This is a genomic window from Paenibacillus nitricinens (assembly GCF_052056485.1).
In the GTDB taxonomy this organism is placed as follows: Bacteria; Bacillota; Bacilli; order Paenibacillales; family Paenibacillaceae; genus Paenibacillus_AQ; species Paenibacillus_AQ nitricinens.
The window spans coordinates 1,094,355-1,111,667 of the sequence record NZ_CP183948.1; the positions used below are offsets into that span (position 1 = coordinate 1,094,355).

Here is a 17,313-nt window from a genome sequence, read left to right on the forward strand (position 1 = left end):
AAGGAGGAAACCTTCATGGATTCAGTAAAAAGCGTGGTAGGCGGCCAAGGCAATTATCCAATATCGGCTGTCATCATCGCTCAGGATGACGAAGTTCGAATATCTAAGGCCATACAATCCTGCAGGTTATTCGCCGACGAGGTGGTTGTGATTGACGGAGGCAGCAAAGACGGGACAGCTCAGCTTTCTGAAAGCTTGAATTGTCGTGTGTACGTCAACCCTTGGCCCGGATATGCGAAACAGAGGGAGTTCGGAGTAGAACGCGCGGTTCATGATTGGGTCTTCCTTATTGATACTGACGAAGTGGTCAGCGACGAATTGGCCGCAAGTATTCTTGAACTGAAACCGGGGCTTATGGATCAATCGGTTGCCTATTCTATCTACCGGATCGGTGATTTTATGGGCCGATGGCTGGATCGTGGCGAATATCTAGTGCGACTTTACAACCGCAAAGCGTATGGAATTCGAAATAGCTTGGTGCACGAGATGCCCGAGGTCTCTGAAGAGCGAACCATACGTTTGACAGGAACCCTCTGGCATTATGGTTACCGCAGTATTAACGATCATGTGGCACGTTTCAATAAGTACACTGACTTGGAAGCTGAAAGTGCGTATGCCAAGGGCAAACGATTTCGGGTCAGTCATCTGCTGTTAAGGCCGCCAGCCCGTTTCCTGCAAAAGTATTTCTTACACGGGTTGTTCAAGAAGGGAATGTCAGGTTTCGGTGTCTCCGTATTCTGGGTCATGTATGAATTCATGGTCGGCTTCAAGCATTACGAATTAATTAGATCGGGAAAGCTGACTCTGCACAATGCGAAGACGAGTCAGACCGAGAAAGAGAATAAAGGAGAGAGAAGCTATGCCGTACAGTGACGGATTGAACATTATGACGACAGGCCTTAGCTGGCCGTCGCTACAGCCGGGTGGGCTTAACACGTATTTCAAATCCGTTTGCGAGCAGCTCTCCTCACGTAATCGGGTGCATGCGCTGATTTGTAGTCAAGAAACGCCTGCTACCCCTGAGGAATTGATTATTCACAATGCAGGAGATCCAAAAGATGGGATCTGGAAACGTAAGGATGCCTTCCAGCGTAAGGCGGCCGATCTGATGGGGGAGGGCAGTGGCCGTATAGATATTTTATACACTCACTTTGCTCCTTATGGTATTGGTCCAGCCCTGGAAGCAAAGAAACGCGGGATTCCTGTAGTGATGACTTTTCATGGCCCATGGAATGAAGAAATGAAAATCGAAGGCCAAGGCATTAAGCACCGGGTCAAAACAACCATCGCCAAATCCATTGAACATAGAGCCTATAAACTAGCGGATAAATTCATCGTGCTTAGTGAGACGTTCCGCGATATTCTCCATAAGCTTCACGGAGTGCCACTACACAAAATTATAGTGATTCCAGGAGCAGCTAATGTGGAACGTTTTATTCCCGCTACGAATCGATTGGCGATTCGTCGAACCTTGAATTTACCTGAGGGAGCAACAACCGTATTGACTGTCCGGCGGTTGGTCAATCGGATGGGACTACTCCAGCTGCTCGAAGCCTGGAAGCAAGTTGCGGAGCGTTTCCCGAATGCGATTCTGCTGATTGGTGGTAAAGGGCCGCTACGAGGGGAATTGGAAGAAAAGATCGCCGACTATGGCTTAAGCAACAAGGTAAGACTGCTAGGCTACATTCCCGATCATGAACTAGCCTCTTATTACCAGGCAGCGGACCTGTTCGTGGTTCCCTCACAGGCATTGGAGGGCTTTGGTTTAATTACTGTTGAAGCCTTATCTTCAGGATTGCCAGTGATGGCTACGCCGATTGGCGGCAATAGGGAAATTTTGCAAGGCTTCCGGCCGGAATTGCTATTTAAGAGCTCAAGTAGTGATCACATGGCCGAAGGCATGATCCATATGCTTAGCAATCGAAAGCTGCTTCCGAGCCGGGATGAATGTAGAGAGCATGTACTGAAGAGATATACCTGGGAGCAAGTTACGGATCAAATAGAATCTGTGTTCCTGCAAGCTTTAGGAGAGGAGGTGACCACGTAATGCTTAGAGTGGCCTATATAGATCACACTGCTAAATGGAGTGGTGGTGAAGTTGCCCTGTTTAACATCCTTACTCATATTGGAGAACAGATTGATCCACTTGTAATCCTGGCTGAGGATGGTGCACTGGCTGAACGGCTGCGTGAAAAGGGGATGGATGTCCGTATTATTCCGCTGGATGAGAGCATCAGAAGTCGTGGTAGAAATGCCGTCAACTTGGGAGCACCTGCTGCAGCCTTTAAGCTATTGGCTTATGGTCGAAAGCTTGCGCCGCTCTTAAAAGCGGAGAAGGTAGATTGCGTGCACACCAATTCTCTGAAATCTGCATTATACGGGGCCATCGCTGCAAAAATAGCGGGCGTTCCATTGATATGGCACATCCGGGATCATATTGGTGCCCCTTATTTAAAGCCGATCGTTGCCAAAGGAATTCGTTTGCTGTCGCGTCTGCTCCCCAATGGAGTCATTGCGAATTCACATTCTACGCTGAATGCTTTGGAGCTGCCACGTTCGAAAAAAACGCTGGTCGTATACTCCGCTTTCGCTAAAGCGATTGGTAATGGGATCGGCATGCGGGACCAGAAAGCTTTTAACGTATTGCTAGTTGGCCGATTAGCGCATTGGAAAGGTCAGCATATTGTGCTGGAAGCCGCAAAAAGCTTTAAGAACGAACCTCGTGTAAAGTTCTGGCTAGCCGGAGACGCGCTGTTTGGAGAAGAGGCTTATAAGCAGGAATTGCTTCAAAAGATAAAAAACGACGAGCTTACGAATGTAAGCATGCTAGGGCATGTAGATGATATTCAAGGCCTTATGAATACTGCTGATTTACTGATTCACACTTCGGTAACTCCTGAGCCTTTTGGCCAAGTTATCGTTGAAGGAATGGCAGCGGGATTACCGGTGATCGCCTCCAATGAAGGCGGGCCGGTAGAAATTGTAGTTCAAGGTGAGACGGGACTACTGATAGAGCCTGGAGACGCGGTGATACTGGCAGACTCCATTAAATGGATGCTAGATCACCCAGAGGAAAGACGGCGGATGGCGGACAATGGGATGAAACGAGTGAAAGAGCATTTTGTTATCGAGAATACGGTCAAGGACATCGTTGACTACTATAAAGGTTTGTTGGCGGGCACCTGACAGATGAGATGACGCGGTAATTCTGAAGATGATGCTCCATAAAACTTTGAGGATGATTCACATGAAAATTGCGATAGCGCACGATTACTTAATCCAAATGGGCGGCGCGGAAAGAGTGGTGGAAGTCTTTCATCACATGTATCCCGAGGCTCCAATCTACACAACAGTTTTTAACGGAAGCCGCCTTACTGACAATCTCAAAGATGCGGATATCCGTGCCTCCTGGCTGCAAAAGATTCCGGGGGTAAAGACCAATTTTAAAGGGGTGCTGCCACTTTATCCAATGGCCATCCGTGATTTGGACTTTCGCGGTTTCGATATCGTCCTGAGTTCCAGCAGTGCTTTTATGAAAAGTATTCAAGTTCCTAAACACACGTTTCATCTTTGTTACTGCCATACGCCTATGCGCTTCGCATGGGATTATGACACCTACATGGAACGTCAGTCGAATTCCGGGCTATTCAAAAAAATGCTTAAGGTATACATGCAGCAGCTCAAAACGTGGGACCAGCGGACTTCCAAAAATGTGAATCAGTTCGTAGCCAATTCTTCAGTTGTGAAGACGAGGATTCAGAATTATTATCACCGGGATGCCGATGTCATATTTCCACCGATTAATACTGCCCGGTTTACAAGCTCTTCTACCATTGGTGACTATTATTTAATAGTATCTCGGCTTGTTTCCTACAAGCGGATTGATCTGGCAGTGGAGGCTTTTAACCGTAACGGTCTTAAGCTTTATATCGTAGGGGATGGACCGGATCGCAAGCGTCTCGAAGGCATGGCTAAGGATAATGTATCGTTTCTGGGCCGGCTAGAAGATGAGCAAGTGACTGGAATGATGGCACAGTGTCGGGCATTTATTTTTCCAGGAGAAGAGGACTTTGGAATTACACCGCTGGAAGCGAACGCGGCCGGAAGACCAGTAATCGCTTATCAAGCAGGCGGGGCACTAGATACTATTATTCCTTATGTAAATGGTGTGTTCTTTCAGCATCAAGAAGTGGAGGATCTGCTTAAGGCTATTTATGAGGTAGAGTCCTACGCTTGGGATATTGATCAAATTATGGAGCATGCACGTAAATTCGATGAGCAGGCGTTCATGGTTAAGTTCAAGCAGTATGTTGAGCAGGCCTACGTCAATTTTCTAAAAGGAGGATGATTGTATGAAGCTGACAGTAATCGGGACTGGGTATGTGGGTCTTGTATCTGGCGTATGCTTTGCACTGAGCGGACATCATGTTATCTGTGTGGATAAGGACGAGGAAAAGATTAAGAAGCTGAAACAGATGGAATCGCCCATTTATGAGCCGGGAATTGAGGAAATGATTGAACTGAATCTTCGAGAGGAACGGTTATCTTTTTCTGCGGATCTTCAGGACTCGGTGCGGCGTTCAGATATCATCATTCTTGCTGTAGGTACGCCATCGCTGCCTAATGGTGAAGCAGACTTAACCTACATTGAGGGTGCAGCTGCTGAAATCGCTAAAGCGATGGAGGGGTACAAAATTATAATGACTAAATCTACAGTACCCGTAGGGACAAATGAAAAAATCTCCCAAATGCTCTCTAAGTATACCCATCATTCTTTTGATATCGTGTCAGCACCTGAGTTTTTACGTGAAGGGTCAGCGATTCGCGATACCCTCCATCCCGATAGAATTGTTATTGGCCTTGATAATCCAGAGCTGGAACAAACCATGCGCGAGCTTCATAAGGGTTTCACAGAAAATGTATTTGTAACAGATATACGCAGTGCTGAAATGATCAAATATGCTTCGAATGCATTTTTGGCCACAAAGATCTCCTTTATTAATGAGATCGCCAATATTTGTGAAAAAGTGGGAGCTGATGTAACCGAGGTAGCTGAAGGAATGGGTATGGACCAAAGAATCGGGTCATCCTTCCTGCAGGCTGGTATCGGTTATGGAGGCTCCTGTTTCCCGAAAGACACTAATGCGCTCATTCAAATCGCGGGCAACGTCGATTACGAATTCAAATTATTGAAATCTGTAGTCGAAGTGAACAAGGGACAACGGTTTATGATCATCTCCAAGCTGCATGAATCACTTGGCAGCCTGCACGGTTCGACGATTGGGATATGGGGGCTTGCCTTTAAGCCTAATACTGATGATGTCCGCGAAGCTCCAGCCAGAGAGATTGTTGAGGCACTGGTGGCTGAAGGGGCAACAGTCAAACTATATGATCCAATCGCAGCTCCTAATTTCAGGCAGCAATATGATCATCCACAGCTTCGCTGGTGCCATCTGCCAGAGGAAGCGGCCGAGGGCAGCGATGCCGTATGTCTTTTGACCGATTGGAGCCTGCTCAAGGACATTGATCTGCATCAGCTGGCGAAAAGCATGCGTAATGGGGTGCTGATCGATGGGCGGAATGTGTATTCCAAGGAGCAAATCGAGGGTACCGGCCTCGTTTATCATTCTGTCGGCCGCCCGCAGATGGGTGGATTGAGCGGTTATTCTGCTAGTGTGGCTGGAGCGGTTTAATCTAAGTTATATAGATTGAACTTGTGATTTTTCTATTTAGGGATGAGGCGTGACTCCATAGAATGTTTGGACTTCCGGCCGCTGTTGTCTGCAGATTTCCTGATTTTAACCGCTAATAGCGGTAGAAATCCGCAGACAAAGGCGGACGCTATCGCTCCTCCAGTTCCAAAATTCTCCTCCGCCACTTCGTTCCCTTATCTTAAGTTTCTAAGCAATTTATAAAGTTAGGTACTCTGATTGTTTATCGCAGTAGCAGATAACCTTGTTGTTGTAGTAGTACTTGCGTTGGCTGCTGCCTCCATAGGAGCAGAAGCAAATCTTTAGAAAAACGTGCTGCCTTCCGGCTGGTACAGCCCGGTGCAGTACGGTTCAAGCATTTAGAGGAAGTTGGTTAGGTAAAGAACGGAAAGGGAATTTGGAACTGTAGAAACGGAGTGTTCGCCTTTATCCTCGGATTTCTACCGCTGGCGGCGGTTCAAATCAGGAAATCTGAGGATAACAGCGATCGGAAGTCCAAAATCCCTTGGAGTGGTTCATACCTAATAAATTTTTTTAATGCATCCGCTCGAAATAAGGCTAAGCGGAAGCTGACGTTTTGATAACAATTCAATTATGCTCGATTTCCATAATTCAAGGAGGGTTCATTCTATGAAAATGGTACTTCTATCAGGCGGCTCAGGTAAACGGTTATGGCCGTTGTCCAACGACTCACGTTCAAAGCAATTTCTAAAGGTACTTGAAAGCCCTCAAGGTGAACCGGAATCCATGGTACAACGTGTCTGGAGACAGCTGGAGGAAGCAGGGATGGCAGAATCATCTTATCTGGCCACCGGCCGCGGTCAAGTAGAAATGATACAAAGCCAACTGGGAAGTCATGTGCCGATTATCGTTGAACCGGAGCGTAGGGATACTTTTCCGGCCATCGCCTTAACAGCTACCTATCTTTATTCGGTTGCAGGTGTTTCTCCAGCGGAGACGATAGCCATTTTGCCTGTTGATCCTTATGTAGAAGCATCCTTTTTCGATACCATAGCTATGCTTGAGGGGACCATGCTGGAAAGCGGAGCAAATCTGGCACTAATGGGTGTTGTTCCTGAACATGCCTCAGAGAAATACGGATATATCATTCCTACCACTGAAGAGGCGGGGGGGAATGGTTTTATGAAGGTGAGTCACTTTCAAGAGAAACCAGACCGCATACAAGCAGAACAGCTCATCGAACAAAATGCATTGTGGAATTGCGGAGTGTTTGCCTTCCGTTTAGGCTACTTGTTAGATATTTTGCAGCGTAAAGGGTTGCCTTTAGGATATGAAGAATTGCAGAAGCAGTATAAGCTATTGTCTTCCATCAGCTTTGATTATGAGGTGGTGGAGAAAGAAGAACATATTGTGGTGCAGCCTTATGATGGATTCTGGAAGGATCTTGGAACTTGGAATACGCTGACAGAGGAAATGAGCAGCAAGCATGTAGGAAAAGGTTTTGTGACGGCGGATTCTGAGGGGACTTGCTTGATTAATGAGCTGGATATTCCGATTACGGTAATTGGTGCGAAGGATCTGATCATCGCGGCTAGCCCGGATGGTATTCTGGTTACCCATAAAGCTGAGAGCCCACGGATTAAAGAAGTGCTGAAGACCTTTGAACAGAGACCGATGTATGAGGAACGCCGCTGGGGTCATTACAAAGTTATTGATTATGTGAAATACGACGAGGGTAATGAAGTGCTGACCAAACGGATTTTTATATCCGAGGGGAATAATATCAGCTATCAATTACATCGCAAGCGTAGTGAAATTTGGACAATCGTCAGCGGCGAAGCAAGTATTGTGCTGAATGAGAAGAAACATAATGTGAAGGCTGGGGACGTGGTACGTATCCCGGAAGGAACGAAGCACGCGATCCTTGCTTTGACGGATGTTGAGTTTATAGAGGTACAGACGGGTTCTGAGTTAGTAGAAGAAGATAATATTCGTATTACTTTAGACTGGAATGATATAGAACTACAACAATTCATTTCATAGGTCTAACCTATCTATTTAACCAATCTGAAATTTCTTTAAACAGGTAAATTGACTCAATTATCAAAAAAAGTCATAAAAACACTAAATATATCATTAATTGTCGTCGATACTTACGGTAAGAGAGATTATTTCTCTTAAATTGAAAAGGCAAACCTATCGAAAGGTAGGGACGCAAAGCTATAGGGCCTTCGAAAGAGTGGCAGCCTGGCTACCGAAAGGGAGATTATTTTGAAAGCTTACCGTACGTATCGATTATTTGGCGCATTTCTGTCACTCGTCCTGTTTCTGACTGCACTTCCGCTTACTGTTGGAATTTCGCCGTCTGTTGTCATAGCTGCTTCAAATTCTGGTACCCCAGTTACCCCAGGAGCCTCACCCGAAGCCGTAAAGCTGCTTAACTATCTTTACTCGATTTCAGGAAAAGGTATTATTGCTGGTCAACATGACTATTTAGAAAGTCCAGATGAAATTAACAATATGCTGAAGGGAACAAGCGGACAGTACGCAGCTCTTCACGGTTATGAACTGGGCGCGATCAGTGGCCAGTCCGAAGGAACGATGGCCTGGCAGCGTCAAAATGTGGTGAACAGCGCCATCAACTGGAATAAAGCGGGCGGGATCGTAGCTATGACTTTTCATGCTAACCTGCCAGGCACCGCTTATGACTGGGGTAATGTGAAAAAAACGCTTAGCCAAAGTGAGTTCGATAGTTACGTTACACCGGGTACCAAGCAATATAACAGTCTGATCGCTGAACTTGATAAGGTAGCAGTCTCCCTAAAGAGCTTACGTGATGCCAACGTTCCGGTACTTTGGAGACCCTATCATGAAATGAACGGAAACTGGTTCTGGTGGGGGAAGAAAAACAACTTTTCAAAACTTTGGAATGTTATGTATGACCGTTTTGTTAACGTTCATAAATTAAATAATTTGTTATGGGTATGGAGTCCGAATGCTCCGAATGTTTGGTCAGATCCTTATGCGTCAACTTATCCAGGAGCAGATAAAGTAGATATTCTGGCAGCAGATATATACGAAAATGATTACCAGCAAAAATACTATGATAGCTTGTTGAGTCTAGCCGCTGGCAAACCGATTGCGATCGGGGAGAATGGTGAAGTGCCTAATCTGGAGAAGCTACAGCAATCGCAAAGTAAATGGACGTATATGATGAGCTGGGGAAAAATGCTTTACGATAATAACAGTGCAGACACAATCAAAACTTTTATGAATAGCAACTATACCCTGACTAGAGATAAATTAAATACTAGTCTGGTACCGAAGCCTAGCGCTGCACCAGCGCCGGCACCTTCCGAAGAAGAGGGAGAGGCAGCAATTCCTCTTGAGAAGGGGCTTGCAGGAGAATATTATAACAACATCCAGCTGTCGGGAGCAGCAGCTCTTACTAGAACAGATGCGATGATCGATTTCAATTGGCGGCTAGGATCGCCGGATGCCGCCCTCGGGATTGATCGTTTCTCCATACGTTGGAGCGGTAAAATTAAGCCATTATATGAAGAGCAATATACATTTTACACTACCTCAGATGATGGCATCCGTGTCTGGGTGAATGGGGAATCTGTGATTGATAGCTGGACTAAGCAAAGTGGTACTGAGCGTAAGGGCACCATAACGCTGACGGCTGGCCAGCTATACGATATCAAGGTGGAGTATTACGAGAATGAAGGCGATGCGAGAGTCCGCTTGATGTGGGAAAGTGCTAGTCAAGCTAAAGAGACAGTTCCAGCAAGTGCACTTTTTCTTCCGGATGTCTCCTGATTGATGAAAATTAAAGGTCGATCCTTAGTAGCTCTGCGTTATTGCAGAGCTACTAAGCTATAGTCCTCATTAGGTCAGAAGACGATTGTCCGATAACAGGTATGTTCATTTATTACCTGTGGAGGCAGTACAGCTACCGAAAGGAGGATTTATTTGCGTAAATATTATAAGCAAAACAGATTGTTGTTTACTATATTACCGGTGTTTATTATTTTTTCCTTGCTGCCTTGGGGAGAGGTTAGGAGTCTTCCGAAGGCTATGAGTGTTTCTTCCTCACTACCTCCGGCTATACCAAGCAATCCATCAGCTTCTGAAGAAGCCAAGCAACTGCTGAGTAATTTGGTGAATCTACGTGGCAAAGGAATCCTGTCCGGCCAGCATGATTATCTAGAAAGCCCAGATGAACTGGTTCAAAAGCTGAAAAATACTTCGGGACAGAATGCCGTTTTACATGGTTATGAATTAGGGGCGATTAATAATCAATCCAAGGGGACGATCGCAGAACAGCGGCAAGCTGTTATTGACAGTGCAATTGAGTGGCATCAAGAGGGTGGCATTGTAGCCATGACATTCCATCAGAGTTTGCCGGGGACATCTCCAGAATGGTCCAATGTAAACAGAAGTCTCAGTCAAGAAAAGTTTAATGCTTATGTTACGCCTGGGACGGCTCAGTATAAGCGTCTTATTTCTGATCTAGACGAGATCGCTGGATATTTAGAACAGCTGCGTGATGCCGGAGTTCCAGTCTTATGGCGACCTTACCATGAAATGAACGGCGGTTGGTTTTGGTGGGGGAAAAAGGACAATTTTTCAGCGCTTTGGAATATTGTCTATGATCGTTTTGTAAACACACACAAGCTAAATAATCTACTGTGGGTGTGGAATCCAAATGCACCGAATGAATGGGCAGATCCATATGCTGCATATTATCCCGATGCGGATAAACTCGATGTTCTGGCTGCGGATATCTACAATAACGATTATAAGCAGTCCTACTATGAGGATCTGCTTGCACTTGCTGAAGGTAAACCTATCGGAATCGGGGAGAGCGGACAGCTGCCGAACCCGGAAATATTAACCGAGAAACAAAATAAATGGGTCTATATGATGACTTGGGGAAAATTACTGACAGAAAATAATACGCTACAGTCAATTAAAAGCTTTATGAATGAATCGTTTATAGTATCGAGAGAGGATTACGTTCTCACATCAGGAGGCCCTTCGACAGCACCGGTAACCCCGGTAACGCCAACGGGTTTAACTGGAGAATACTATAACAATACTGATTTAGAGGGAGAAGCGGTACTTATCCGCGATGACCGTAAGATTGATTTTAATTGGCATGGCGGGTCACCTGCCCCGGAGATAAATGAAGATCGTTTTTCTGTACGCTGGAAAGGGAAGCTCAAGCCTAAATTCAGTGAAAAATATACGATTTCGGCATCCTCTGATGATGGAGTCCGTGTCTGGATTGACGGAAAGCTGATCATCGACAATTGGAACAATCAAAGTGCAACCCTTCATAAAGGAAGTATCCCGCTCACAGCTGGAACGCTTTATGATATCCAAATTGAATATTATGAGAATGAAGGAGATGCCAATCTTCGTTTACTGTGGGAGAGTTCAAGCCAGAAGCAGCAGGTAATTCCACAAGGAGCATTGTTCCTTCCTTAATCTAATGAAATGATAGGGTTAGACATTCCGGAAGAAAGAGAGGACCTATGGATGGGAATAACGAGGAGAATATCTAATGGAAAAAATAGAATATCTACAAACAAACCATTACTGTTATTACTGAAATTCGCCGCATTAACCGTCTTGTTTCTGTTGTCTGTCTCAGTTTTCGGAACGAATAAGACGAATGATTATAAGGTAGGTGCCAATATACCGAGACTATCTACAGGAACTGATGCTGCAGCAGAAATACCGGATGGTACTGTGATCTGGAATCTGGGACAACATGATGGCTCAGCAGCTGAATTCGCTGCGAGTGGCACTTCCGGCAGTAAGAAGGTATTTAATGTTCCTTCTTCAGCACTCAAACTATCGGCTCTTCAGAGCTTGCCTGCAGGCTTGAATGGAAAGACCCAGCCGGAATTAACGATCACTTATCAGCTAAATAAGATCCCGGAGAATGGGGTCTTATTTAGCGTAGGTATTCTGAATGCTTATAAATCCGTGCCGCAAATGAGTGTGTTTTCCAATCATCAATTGTCGGGGATCATTCAAATTGCTGGCGTATCGGGCACAGAAAGTGAATATAGCTTTCAAAAGTCCTATGAATTATACATTCCCAAGGAGCAATTGAAGCTGGGAACGAACGAATTGAAGCTGCAAACGGTTCGCTGTTTATATTGCAGTGACAAAGAAGACGAATATTCCTGGTGGACTTGGGATAATCTCCGTTTAGAATCTCTTAACGCTCCAATTTCCGAGCCTATTCATGGCAGCTATACACTGACCGGCACAGTAGTGAATAATAAGCAATTTTATTTTGATGAAGGTGCGGTTACGCATTTGCCTTATGTTATCAAATGGTTAGGGATGGCTTATAGCGGTAATGTGATGCGTACTAGCTGTGCCAGTGATGTCGGGAGATCCTGCTCAGATATGATGGAATATTACAAGGTATTGCAGGATTACAACATGCAGGCGGTTGCGCTGTATTTGCATACTGGTGATATTAAGCTTAAGGCAGATGGCTCGTTGCCTGCTGATGCGGAGAAAAAGCTGACAGATTATTTTGAGCAATATAGCCCCTATTTTCAATATTATGAGGTAGATAATGAGCCAGGATTATTCAATCGTTCTAAGGCAGTTAACTTGGCGATTGCGGACTGGCTAAATAAAAAGGGCAAGCAAATCGCGCCCCATTTACAAACAGTTGCTCCAGGCTGGGCGTATTGGCCGAGCTACAGTGAGGATTCCTGTGGTAATCAGAAGGGAACTGGGAAGGAATGTGGAGATCCGGATGGCTGGGAACGAGATCCAGAGCAGCGTATGGAGCTGGAGAAGGTCACGGATTTGACCAATGGACATTCCTACGGCGACTCTTATATTTTTAGCAATGGGGGAAGCTTTACTGAGAATTTGAAGACCTTCGATGGTGCAGACAATGGGCTCGGCAAAAAAATGCTGACCACTGAATTTGGTACCTCGGACAGTCATGTGGATGCCTATCAATACGGGGCAACGGAGCGGACAGCGGCTGTATTCGACCGGATCATGCGTGCGCATATTGGTTATGCGGATATGTTTGTGCAGCATGCTGCTTTTTTTAAAGATTTCAGTTTATTCAAATACGGGTTTAATTTAGAAGAGCATGATCCGGCAACCACAGAGATTTACTATACAAAAGAGAACGAGGATTCACGTGTCAGCATTATGAGAAGGCTCAGTCTTGCTTATGCTACGCATGGAGTTCCATTAACTTACCAAGTTGCAAACAAGGATGTGTTAGCCGACAAGCTGGTTTATGTTCGCGCCGTGGATACTTCTACATTAAAACCTCTTGCGGGTAGCGGAGCGACCTCAAATAAGATATTGGTTAATTTCGTTAACTTTGAGTCTACCCCACAGACCGTGAGTGTAAATGTGACTATGCCGAAAAACGGTGTGTATGAAGGGGAGCGTTTTGGAAACGGGGATACGTATGAAAAAGCAAGAAGTTATATAGCAGGGAAAAAGGCTACTCCCACGTTAACCTTTACGGAGACACTTGGTCCAGGAGAGGCTGTGCAGTATATTTTGCAGCTCTCCTCTGAAGTAAAGCCGTCGGCACCTAAAGGATTCAAAGCCGCAGCAACAAAAGGTTTATCTGTAAAATTACATTGGTTGGAGGCACCAGGAGCAAGCTACGAGTTACTTAGAGCTGATGGTAGCGGTGGGGAAATGAAAGTGATCGCTACTGATGTGAAGCTAACAGAGTACACGGATCATAATTTACATGAAGGAACTTTATATACCTACGCGGTAAGGGTATCCGGCTCCAATTTACTGTCCGATAAAGTTCAGATCACAGCCACCGGACTGGTTCCTCTGGATCGTACTAAATGGAAGGTATCCTCAAATGTGAATACGGTGGCATCGGCTCCAAGTCTTGCCATCGATGGGGATCGGCGTACGCGCTGGGACACTGGAAAACATCAGGTTTCTGGAGAGTATTTTCAGATTGATCTGGGTGTAGCACATGAAATTGAAAGAATAGATTTGGACAGCACGCTATCTCCTTTTGATTATCCAAGAGAATATGTAGTTTATATTTCTGACGATGCTCAAAACTGGAACAAACTCACCTCTGGAAAAGGCACAAAAGAGCTTACGAAGATATCCTTTTCTAAGGTAAAGATACGGTATATCAAAATTGTACAGACCGGAGCCGGCGGAAATTATTGGTCTATTCAAGAGTTACAGGTGTACTCCAGAGAATAAGCAATCCTTTGAATTTATATAATCGTATATAGCGCACACTAAATAACTGTGAGATAGATCTACAATGGAATAGGGAATTCTTCCCTATAAATTTTGTGTTTTAGGGTTGAACAGGTGGAATATAGGGAATTTCTCCCTGTATTCCAGCGGATATCGCTGTCTTTTAGAAAATCCTCCGTATTATAGGGAGAAATTCCGCATAACTGGGCAATTGTGAGGAAATCATCCTAAATAGAGGGAGTTTTTCCCCATAAAACTCCCTCCCCAACGCCCCATCACAATTTCTTAGACTGAGTGCAGAAGGTGGGGGAGTTTGGGATATGAAATTTTACAAAAGGTACAACAATGATTGCCTCGTACACTCCAATGTTAAGTTAACAGAGGCTTATTCACCTGCGAGGGTGATTTTGCTTGTAGATCAGAATGTATATGTTCCACGGCATTAATTATCCTTCTCTTTCTTGCAGAAACGGAAACCGTCCCTAAAAGGACGGTTTCCGTTTTATTGTTTAAATCCGTCAAATGAAACGTAGACCAGACATATACGGCAAGGGAATTGCCTCTGATTCCCCCGAGGAATCAGAGCTGTGAAGCGGGCTCGCTGGATCAAAGAGCAGCGAGATCAGCTCCTTGTCGTCCTGCACGGACGACAAGTCGTGGCCCTTGCGGCAGCCTTCGGTCTGCCGCAAAAGCGCTTCCCGGTCTGCGATGCAGACCGTTCCGCTGTTCGCGCCGGCGCTTAAAGAGGCGCCGGCGTCCCGCAAGAGCGCGAGCAAGCCGCGCTCCTGCCACGGCACAGGCACTTGCAGCGCACCAACGCCGCCGCACAAGCCCGCCTTGGCCAGCAATGCCGCTACCGCGTTCGGCTGGCCGGCCCATTCCACCGCCGTCGCCGTGTTCGGCGCTGGCACCTCTGCCACCGCGGGCACAGCCACCGCGGCGAACCCCTCGATGCTGCCGTCCCGAACGGCTACGAGTGTGCGCTGGGCTAAGCCCATCACACCCGCGTAAGCCCCGGTCCCCAGCAGCAGCGCCAGCTCACCCGGACTGTACACATGTCCGGCTTCGCGTTCATTGAGCAGCCGGTAGACGGCGAAGAAGTCGCCCGGCTGCATTGGCCGCAGCGTCCATTCTTCGCCTGCTGCGGCTGCAAGTGCCTGAGCCGAGCTTGCGTTCAGCTCGGCAAATTGCGTACCTCCGAACGGTACGCACCCTGCTCGGGTGTATAACGAACGATCACCCGAGACAAAAATCAGCGATGCCTCGGCCTCGGCAGCGTGACTCTGGCATAGCTGCAGAAGTTGGCCCGCCAGCCCTTGGCCACGAAAAGCGGGATCGGTGCAGACAGCACCTATGGAGAATACATTCAGGAAAGTATCTCCAGTTTTGATCGTAGAGGGTACGAGTCCCATAAAAGCAGCAACCGTTCCGTCATCGGCAATCGCCGCGTAGGAATGACTGAGTCCAGGGCGGAAAATAAGTGGAAACAGCTCTTTCATTGAAGTGGCACCCGGTTCACGAAAGACAGAATCTGCGAGCCGAGCCGCTTGGTCTAGCTCCGCAGGTTTAATTAATCTCAATTGCATAACATTCAACCTCCTATATGTACAGACGATGGGAAGAAAGCATTTACATAAAGTATAAGGCCCGGGGAATGAAATCTCCAATCTTGTTTATATTATTCAATGTCTCAAAAGGATATCGAAAAGGGTAATAAAGTACATAAATAAGGAAGCTTCTTATATTTTAAAGCTAGAAGAGAAAGGGAAGTGAATAATCGGTGTCCCAACTTGCAGATAATATTATATTATTACTGGCAGCACTCCTGCTTGTAGGCGTATTTTCCACCAAGTTCTCCACTAAATTTGGAATGCCAGCTTTAGTGCTGTTTCTTGCTGCGGGGATGGTGCTAAGCCAATTTGTTTTTTTTAACAATGCTTCCTTAACGCAAATGGCCGGGATCTTCGCGCTGGTTGTCATATTATTCGAAGGTGGCATGCAGACGAATATTAAGGATATTAAACCTGTTATTCGGCCAGCATTATCCTTATCAACGGTAGGCGTAATCATGACGACGGTCATTGTAGGGGTATTTGCTAAGCTAATCCTTGATGTGTCATGGCCGGAAAGCTTTCTGTTTGGAGCGATCGTTGGATCCACAGATGCGGCTGCAGTCTTCTCGGTACTCGGCGGTAAGAACATTGATAAACGTCTAACCTCGACGTTAGAAGCAGAATCAGGAAGCAACGATCCAATGGCGGTGTTCTTGACAGTCTCGCTAATCGAATGGATACAACATCCGGATATGGCGATATGGGGGCTTCTGTTGTCTTTTATATGGGAGATGGGCATTGGCTTAGTACTGGGTTTTGTGCTGGGGAAGATCGCAGTTTTCTGTATCAATCGAATTAACCTGGATTCCACAGGTCTTTATCCAGTAATGGCGATTGGCTTTGCTGTTCTGACCTATGGTTTATCTGCATGGGTACATAGCAGCGGGCTGCTGGCTGTTTATGTTATGGGCCTTACGCTTGGAAATTCCGAGCTCATGTATCACCGTACCATTATGAATTTTAGTCATGGCTTTGCTTGGATGATGCAAATATTTATGTTCATACTGCTGGGTTTGTTAGTATTTCCACAGGAGCTGGCGGAAGTGGCATGGCAAGGTATCTTGTTGTCCGTTATTCTGATGGTTGTAGCTAGACCAATCGGTGTATTTATAAGCCTGCACTTTTCCAAATTTACGTTCCGCGAGAAGACTTTGATTTCTTGGGCAGGACTTCGTGGAGCCGTTCCGATTGTGTTAGCGACTTATCCGCTGCTGGCTGACCTGCCTCATGGACGACTATTCTTTAATGTTGTTTTCTTTGTCGTACTGACCTCGGCGGTGATTCAGGGAACTAGTATATCCCCGTTAGCATCCCGATTGAAGCTTGTGGGGCAAGAAGATTCAGATCAGCCTTCCCTGATGGAGCTGGTGGCTCTTGGCAAGACAGACTCGGAGTTTAACCATATTGGAATTAATCCTTATATGCCGATTGCTGGACAGAAGATTTCAGAAATAGGTCTGCCGGATGATATCTTATTTACGGCCATTATCCGCAATAAAAAGATTGTCACTCCGCATGGCAGTACTGTTATTGAGCCTGGGGATACTGTGTACGTCCTAAGTCCAAAGAGTAAGCGAGATGAGATGAGGGCTTTCTTCCGCAGCAGGAAAGGAAAGACCGCGGAGGAGGATGTTTCTCTAATCTAGAGAAGAGACTCTTTACCAAAGTGTGATACACATAATAGGCTTCACACCATAAGCTGTGCTAGAATCGGCACAACATATAATCTCCAGAATAGTTGCAAAATACGAAAGAGTGTGTTAAATTGTATATAG

At 45.9% G+C, this 17,313-nt stretch carries 11 protein-coding genes and 1 riboswitch; of the genes, 10 read left to right on the forward strand and 1 reads right to left on the reverse strand.

Going from position 1 to position 17,313, the window contains the following annotated elements; translation table 11 throughout:
* The first annotated feature begins 15 nt into the window (after nt 1-15).
* The 9 genes from ACN6KS_RS04855 (at nt 16) to ACN6KS_RS04895 (ending at nt 13,925) form a co-directional block, all read left to right on the forward strand.
* On the forward strand, nt 16-873 hold the full coding sequence (locus ACN6KS_RS04855; RefSeq protein ID WP_440961481.1) for a glycosyltransferase family 2 protein: 858 nt from the start codon (nt 16-18) through the stop codon (nt 871-873).
* The gene (locus ACN6KS_RS04860; RefSeq protein WP_094871559.1) at nt 860-2,047 is read left to right on the forward strand and encodes a glycosyltransferase family 4 protein; all 1,188 of its coding nucleotides are present in this window, start codon (nt 860-862) and stop codon (nt 2,045-2,047) included. Before ACN6KS_RS04855 ends, ACN6KS_RS04860 begins: the two co-directional genes overlap by 14 nt.
* Entirely contained in the window at nt 2,047-3,186 is a 1,140-nt protein-coding gene (locus ACN6KS_RS04865) for a glycosyltransferase family 4 protein (protein ID WP_280787758.1), read from the forward strand. The genes ACN6KS_RS04860 and ACN6KS_RS04865 overlap by 1 nt, the downstream gene beginning before the upstream one ends.
* A gap of 61 nt (nt 3,187-3,247) precedes the next feature.
* On the forward strand, nt 3,248-4,348 hold the full coding sequence (locus tag ACN6KS_RS04870; RefSeq protein ID WP_036676592.1) for a glycosyltransferase: 1,101 nt from the start codon (nt 3,248-3,250) through the stop codon (nt 4,346-4,348).
* 4 nt (nt 4,349-4,352) lie between these two features.
* On the forward strand, nt 4,353-5,693 hold the full coding sequence (locus tag ACN6KS_RS04875; protein WP_094871563.1) for a UDP-glucose dehydrogenase family protein: 1,341 nt from the start codon (nt 4,353-4,355) through the stop codon (nt 5,691-5,693).
* Nucleotides 5,694-6,341: 648 nt separating this feature from the next.
* The gene (locus tag ACN6KS_RS04880; protein ID WP_060625067.1) at nt 6,342-7,715 is read left to right on the forward strand and encodes a sugar phosphate nucleotidyltransferase; all 1,374 of its coding nucleotides are present in this window, start codon (nt 6,342-6,344) and stop codon (nt 7,713-7,715) included.
* Nucleotides 7,716-7,851: 136 nt separating this feature from the next.
* Nucleotides 7,852-7,931: riboswitch (cyclic di-GMP riboswitch) on the forward strand.
* 12 nt (nt 7,932-7,943) lie between these two features.
* Nucleotides 7,944-9,494 (forward strand): glycosyl hydrolase, encoded by a 1,551-nt coding sequence (locus tag ACN6KS_RS04885; protein WP_440961482.1) that lies wholly within the window; start codon nt 7,944-7,946, stop codon nt 9,492-9,494.
* A 153-nt stretch (nt 9,495-9,647) separates the two neighbouring features.
* Complete coding sequence (locus tag ACN6KS_RS04890) at nt 9,648-11,168, forward strand: glycosyl hydrolase (RefSeq protein WP_440961483.1); 1,521 nt, start codon at nt 9,648-9,650, stop codon at nt 11,166-11,168.
* A 51-nt stretch (nt 11,169-11,219) separates the two neighbouring features.
* A complete protein-coding gene (locus ACN6KS_RS04895; RefSeq protein ID WP_440961484.1) occupies nt 11,220-13,925 on the forward strand; it encodes a discoidin domain-containing protein in 2,706 nt (901 codons plus the stop codon).
* 518 nt (nt 13,926-14,443) lie between these two features.
* Here the strand turns inward: ACN6KS_RS04895 and ACN6KS_RS04900 are convergent.
* Nucleotides 14,444-15,511 (reverse strand): GNAT family N-acetyltransferase, encoded by a 1,068-nt coding sequence (locus tag ACN6KS_RS04900; protein ID WP_440961485.1) that lies wholly within the window; start codon nt 15,509-15,511, stop codon nt 14,444-14,446.
* Between the two features lie 194 nt (nt 15,512-15,705).
* Between ACN6KS_RS04900 and ACN6KS_RS04905 the strand changes: the two genes are divergently transcribed.
* Nucleotides 15,706-17,184: a potassium/proton antiporter gene (locus ACN6KS_RS04905; RefSeq protein ID WP_341133829.1), complete on the forward strand. Its 1,479-nt coding sequence runs from the start codon at nt 15,706-15,708 to the stop codon at nt 17,182-17,184.
* Nucleotides 17,185-17,313 lie beyond the last annotated feature (129 nt).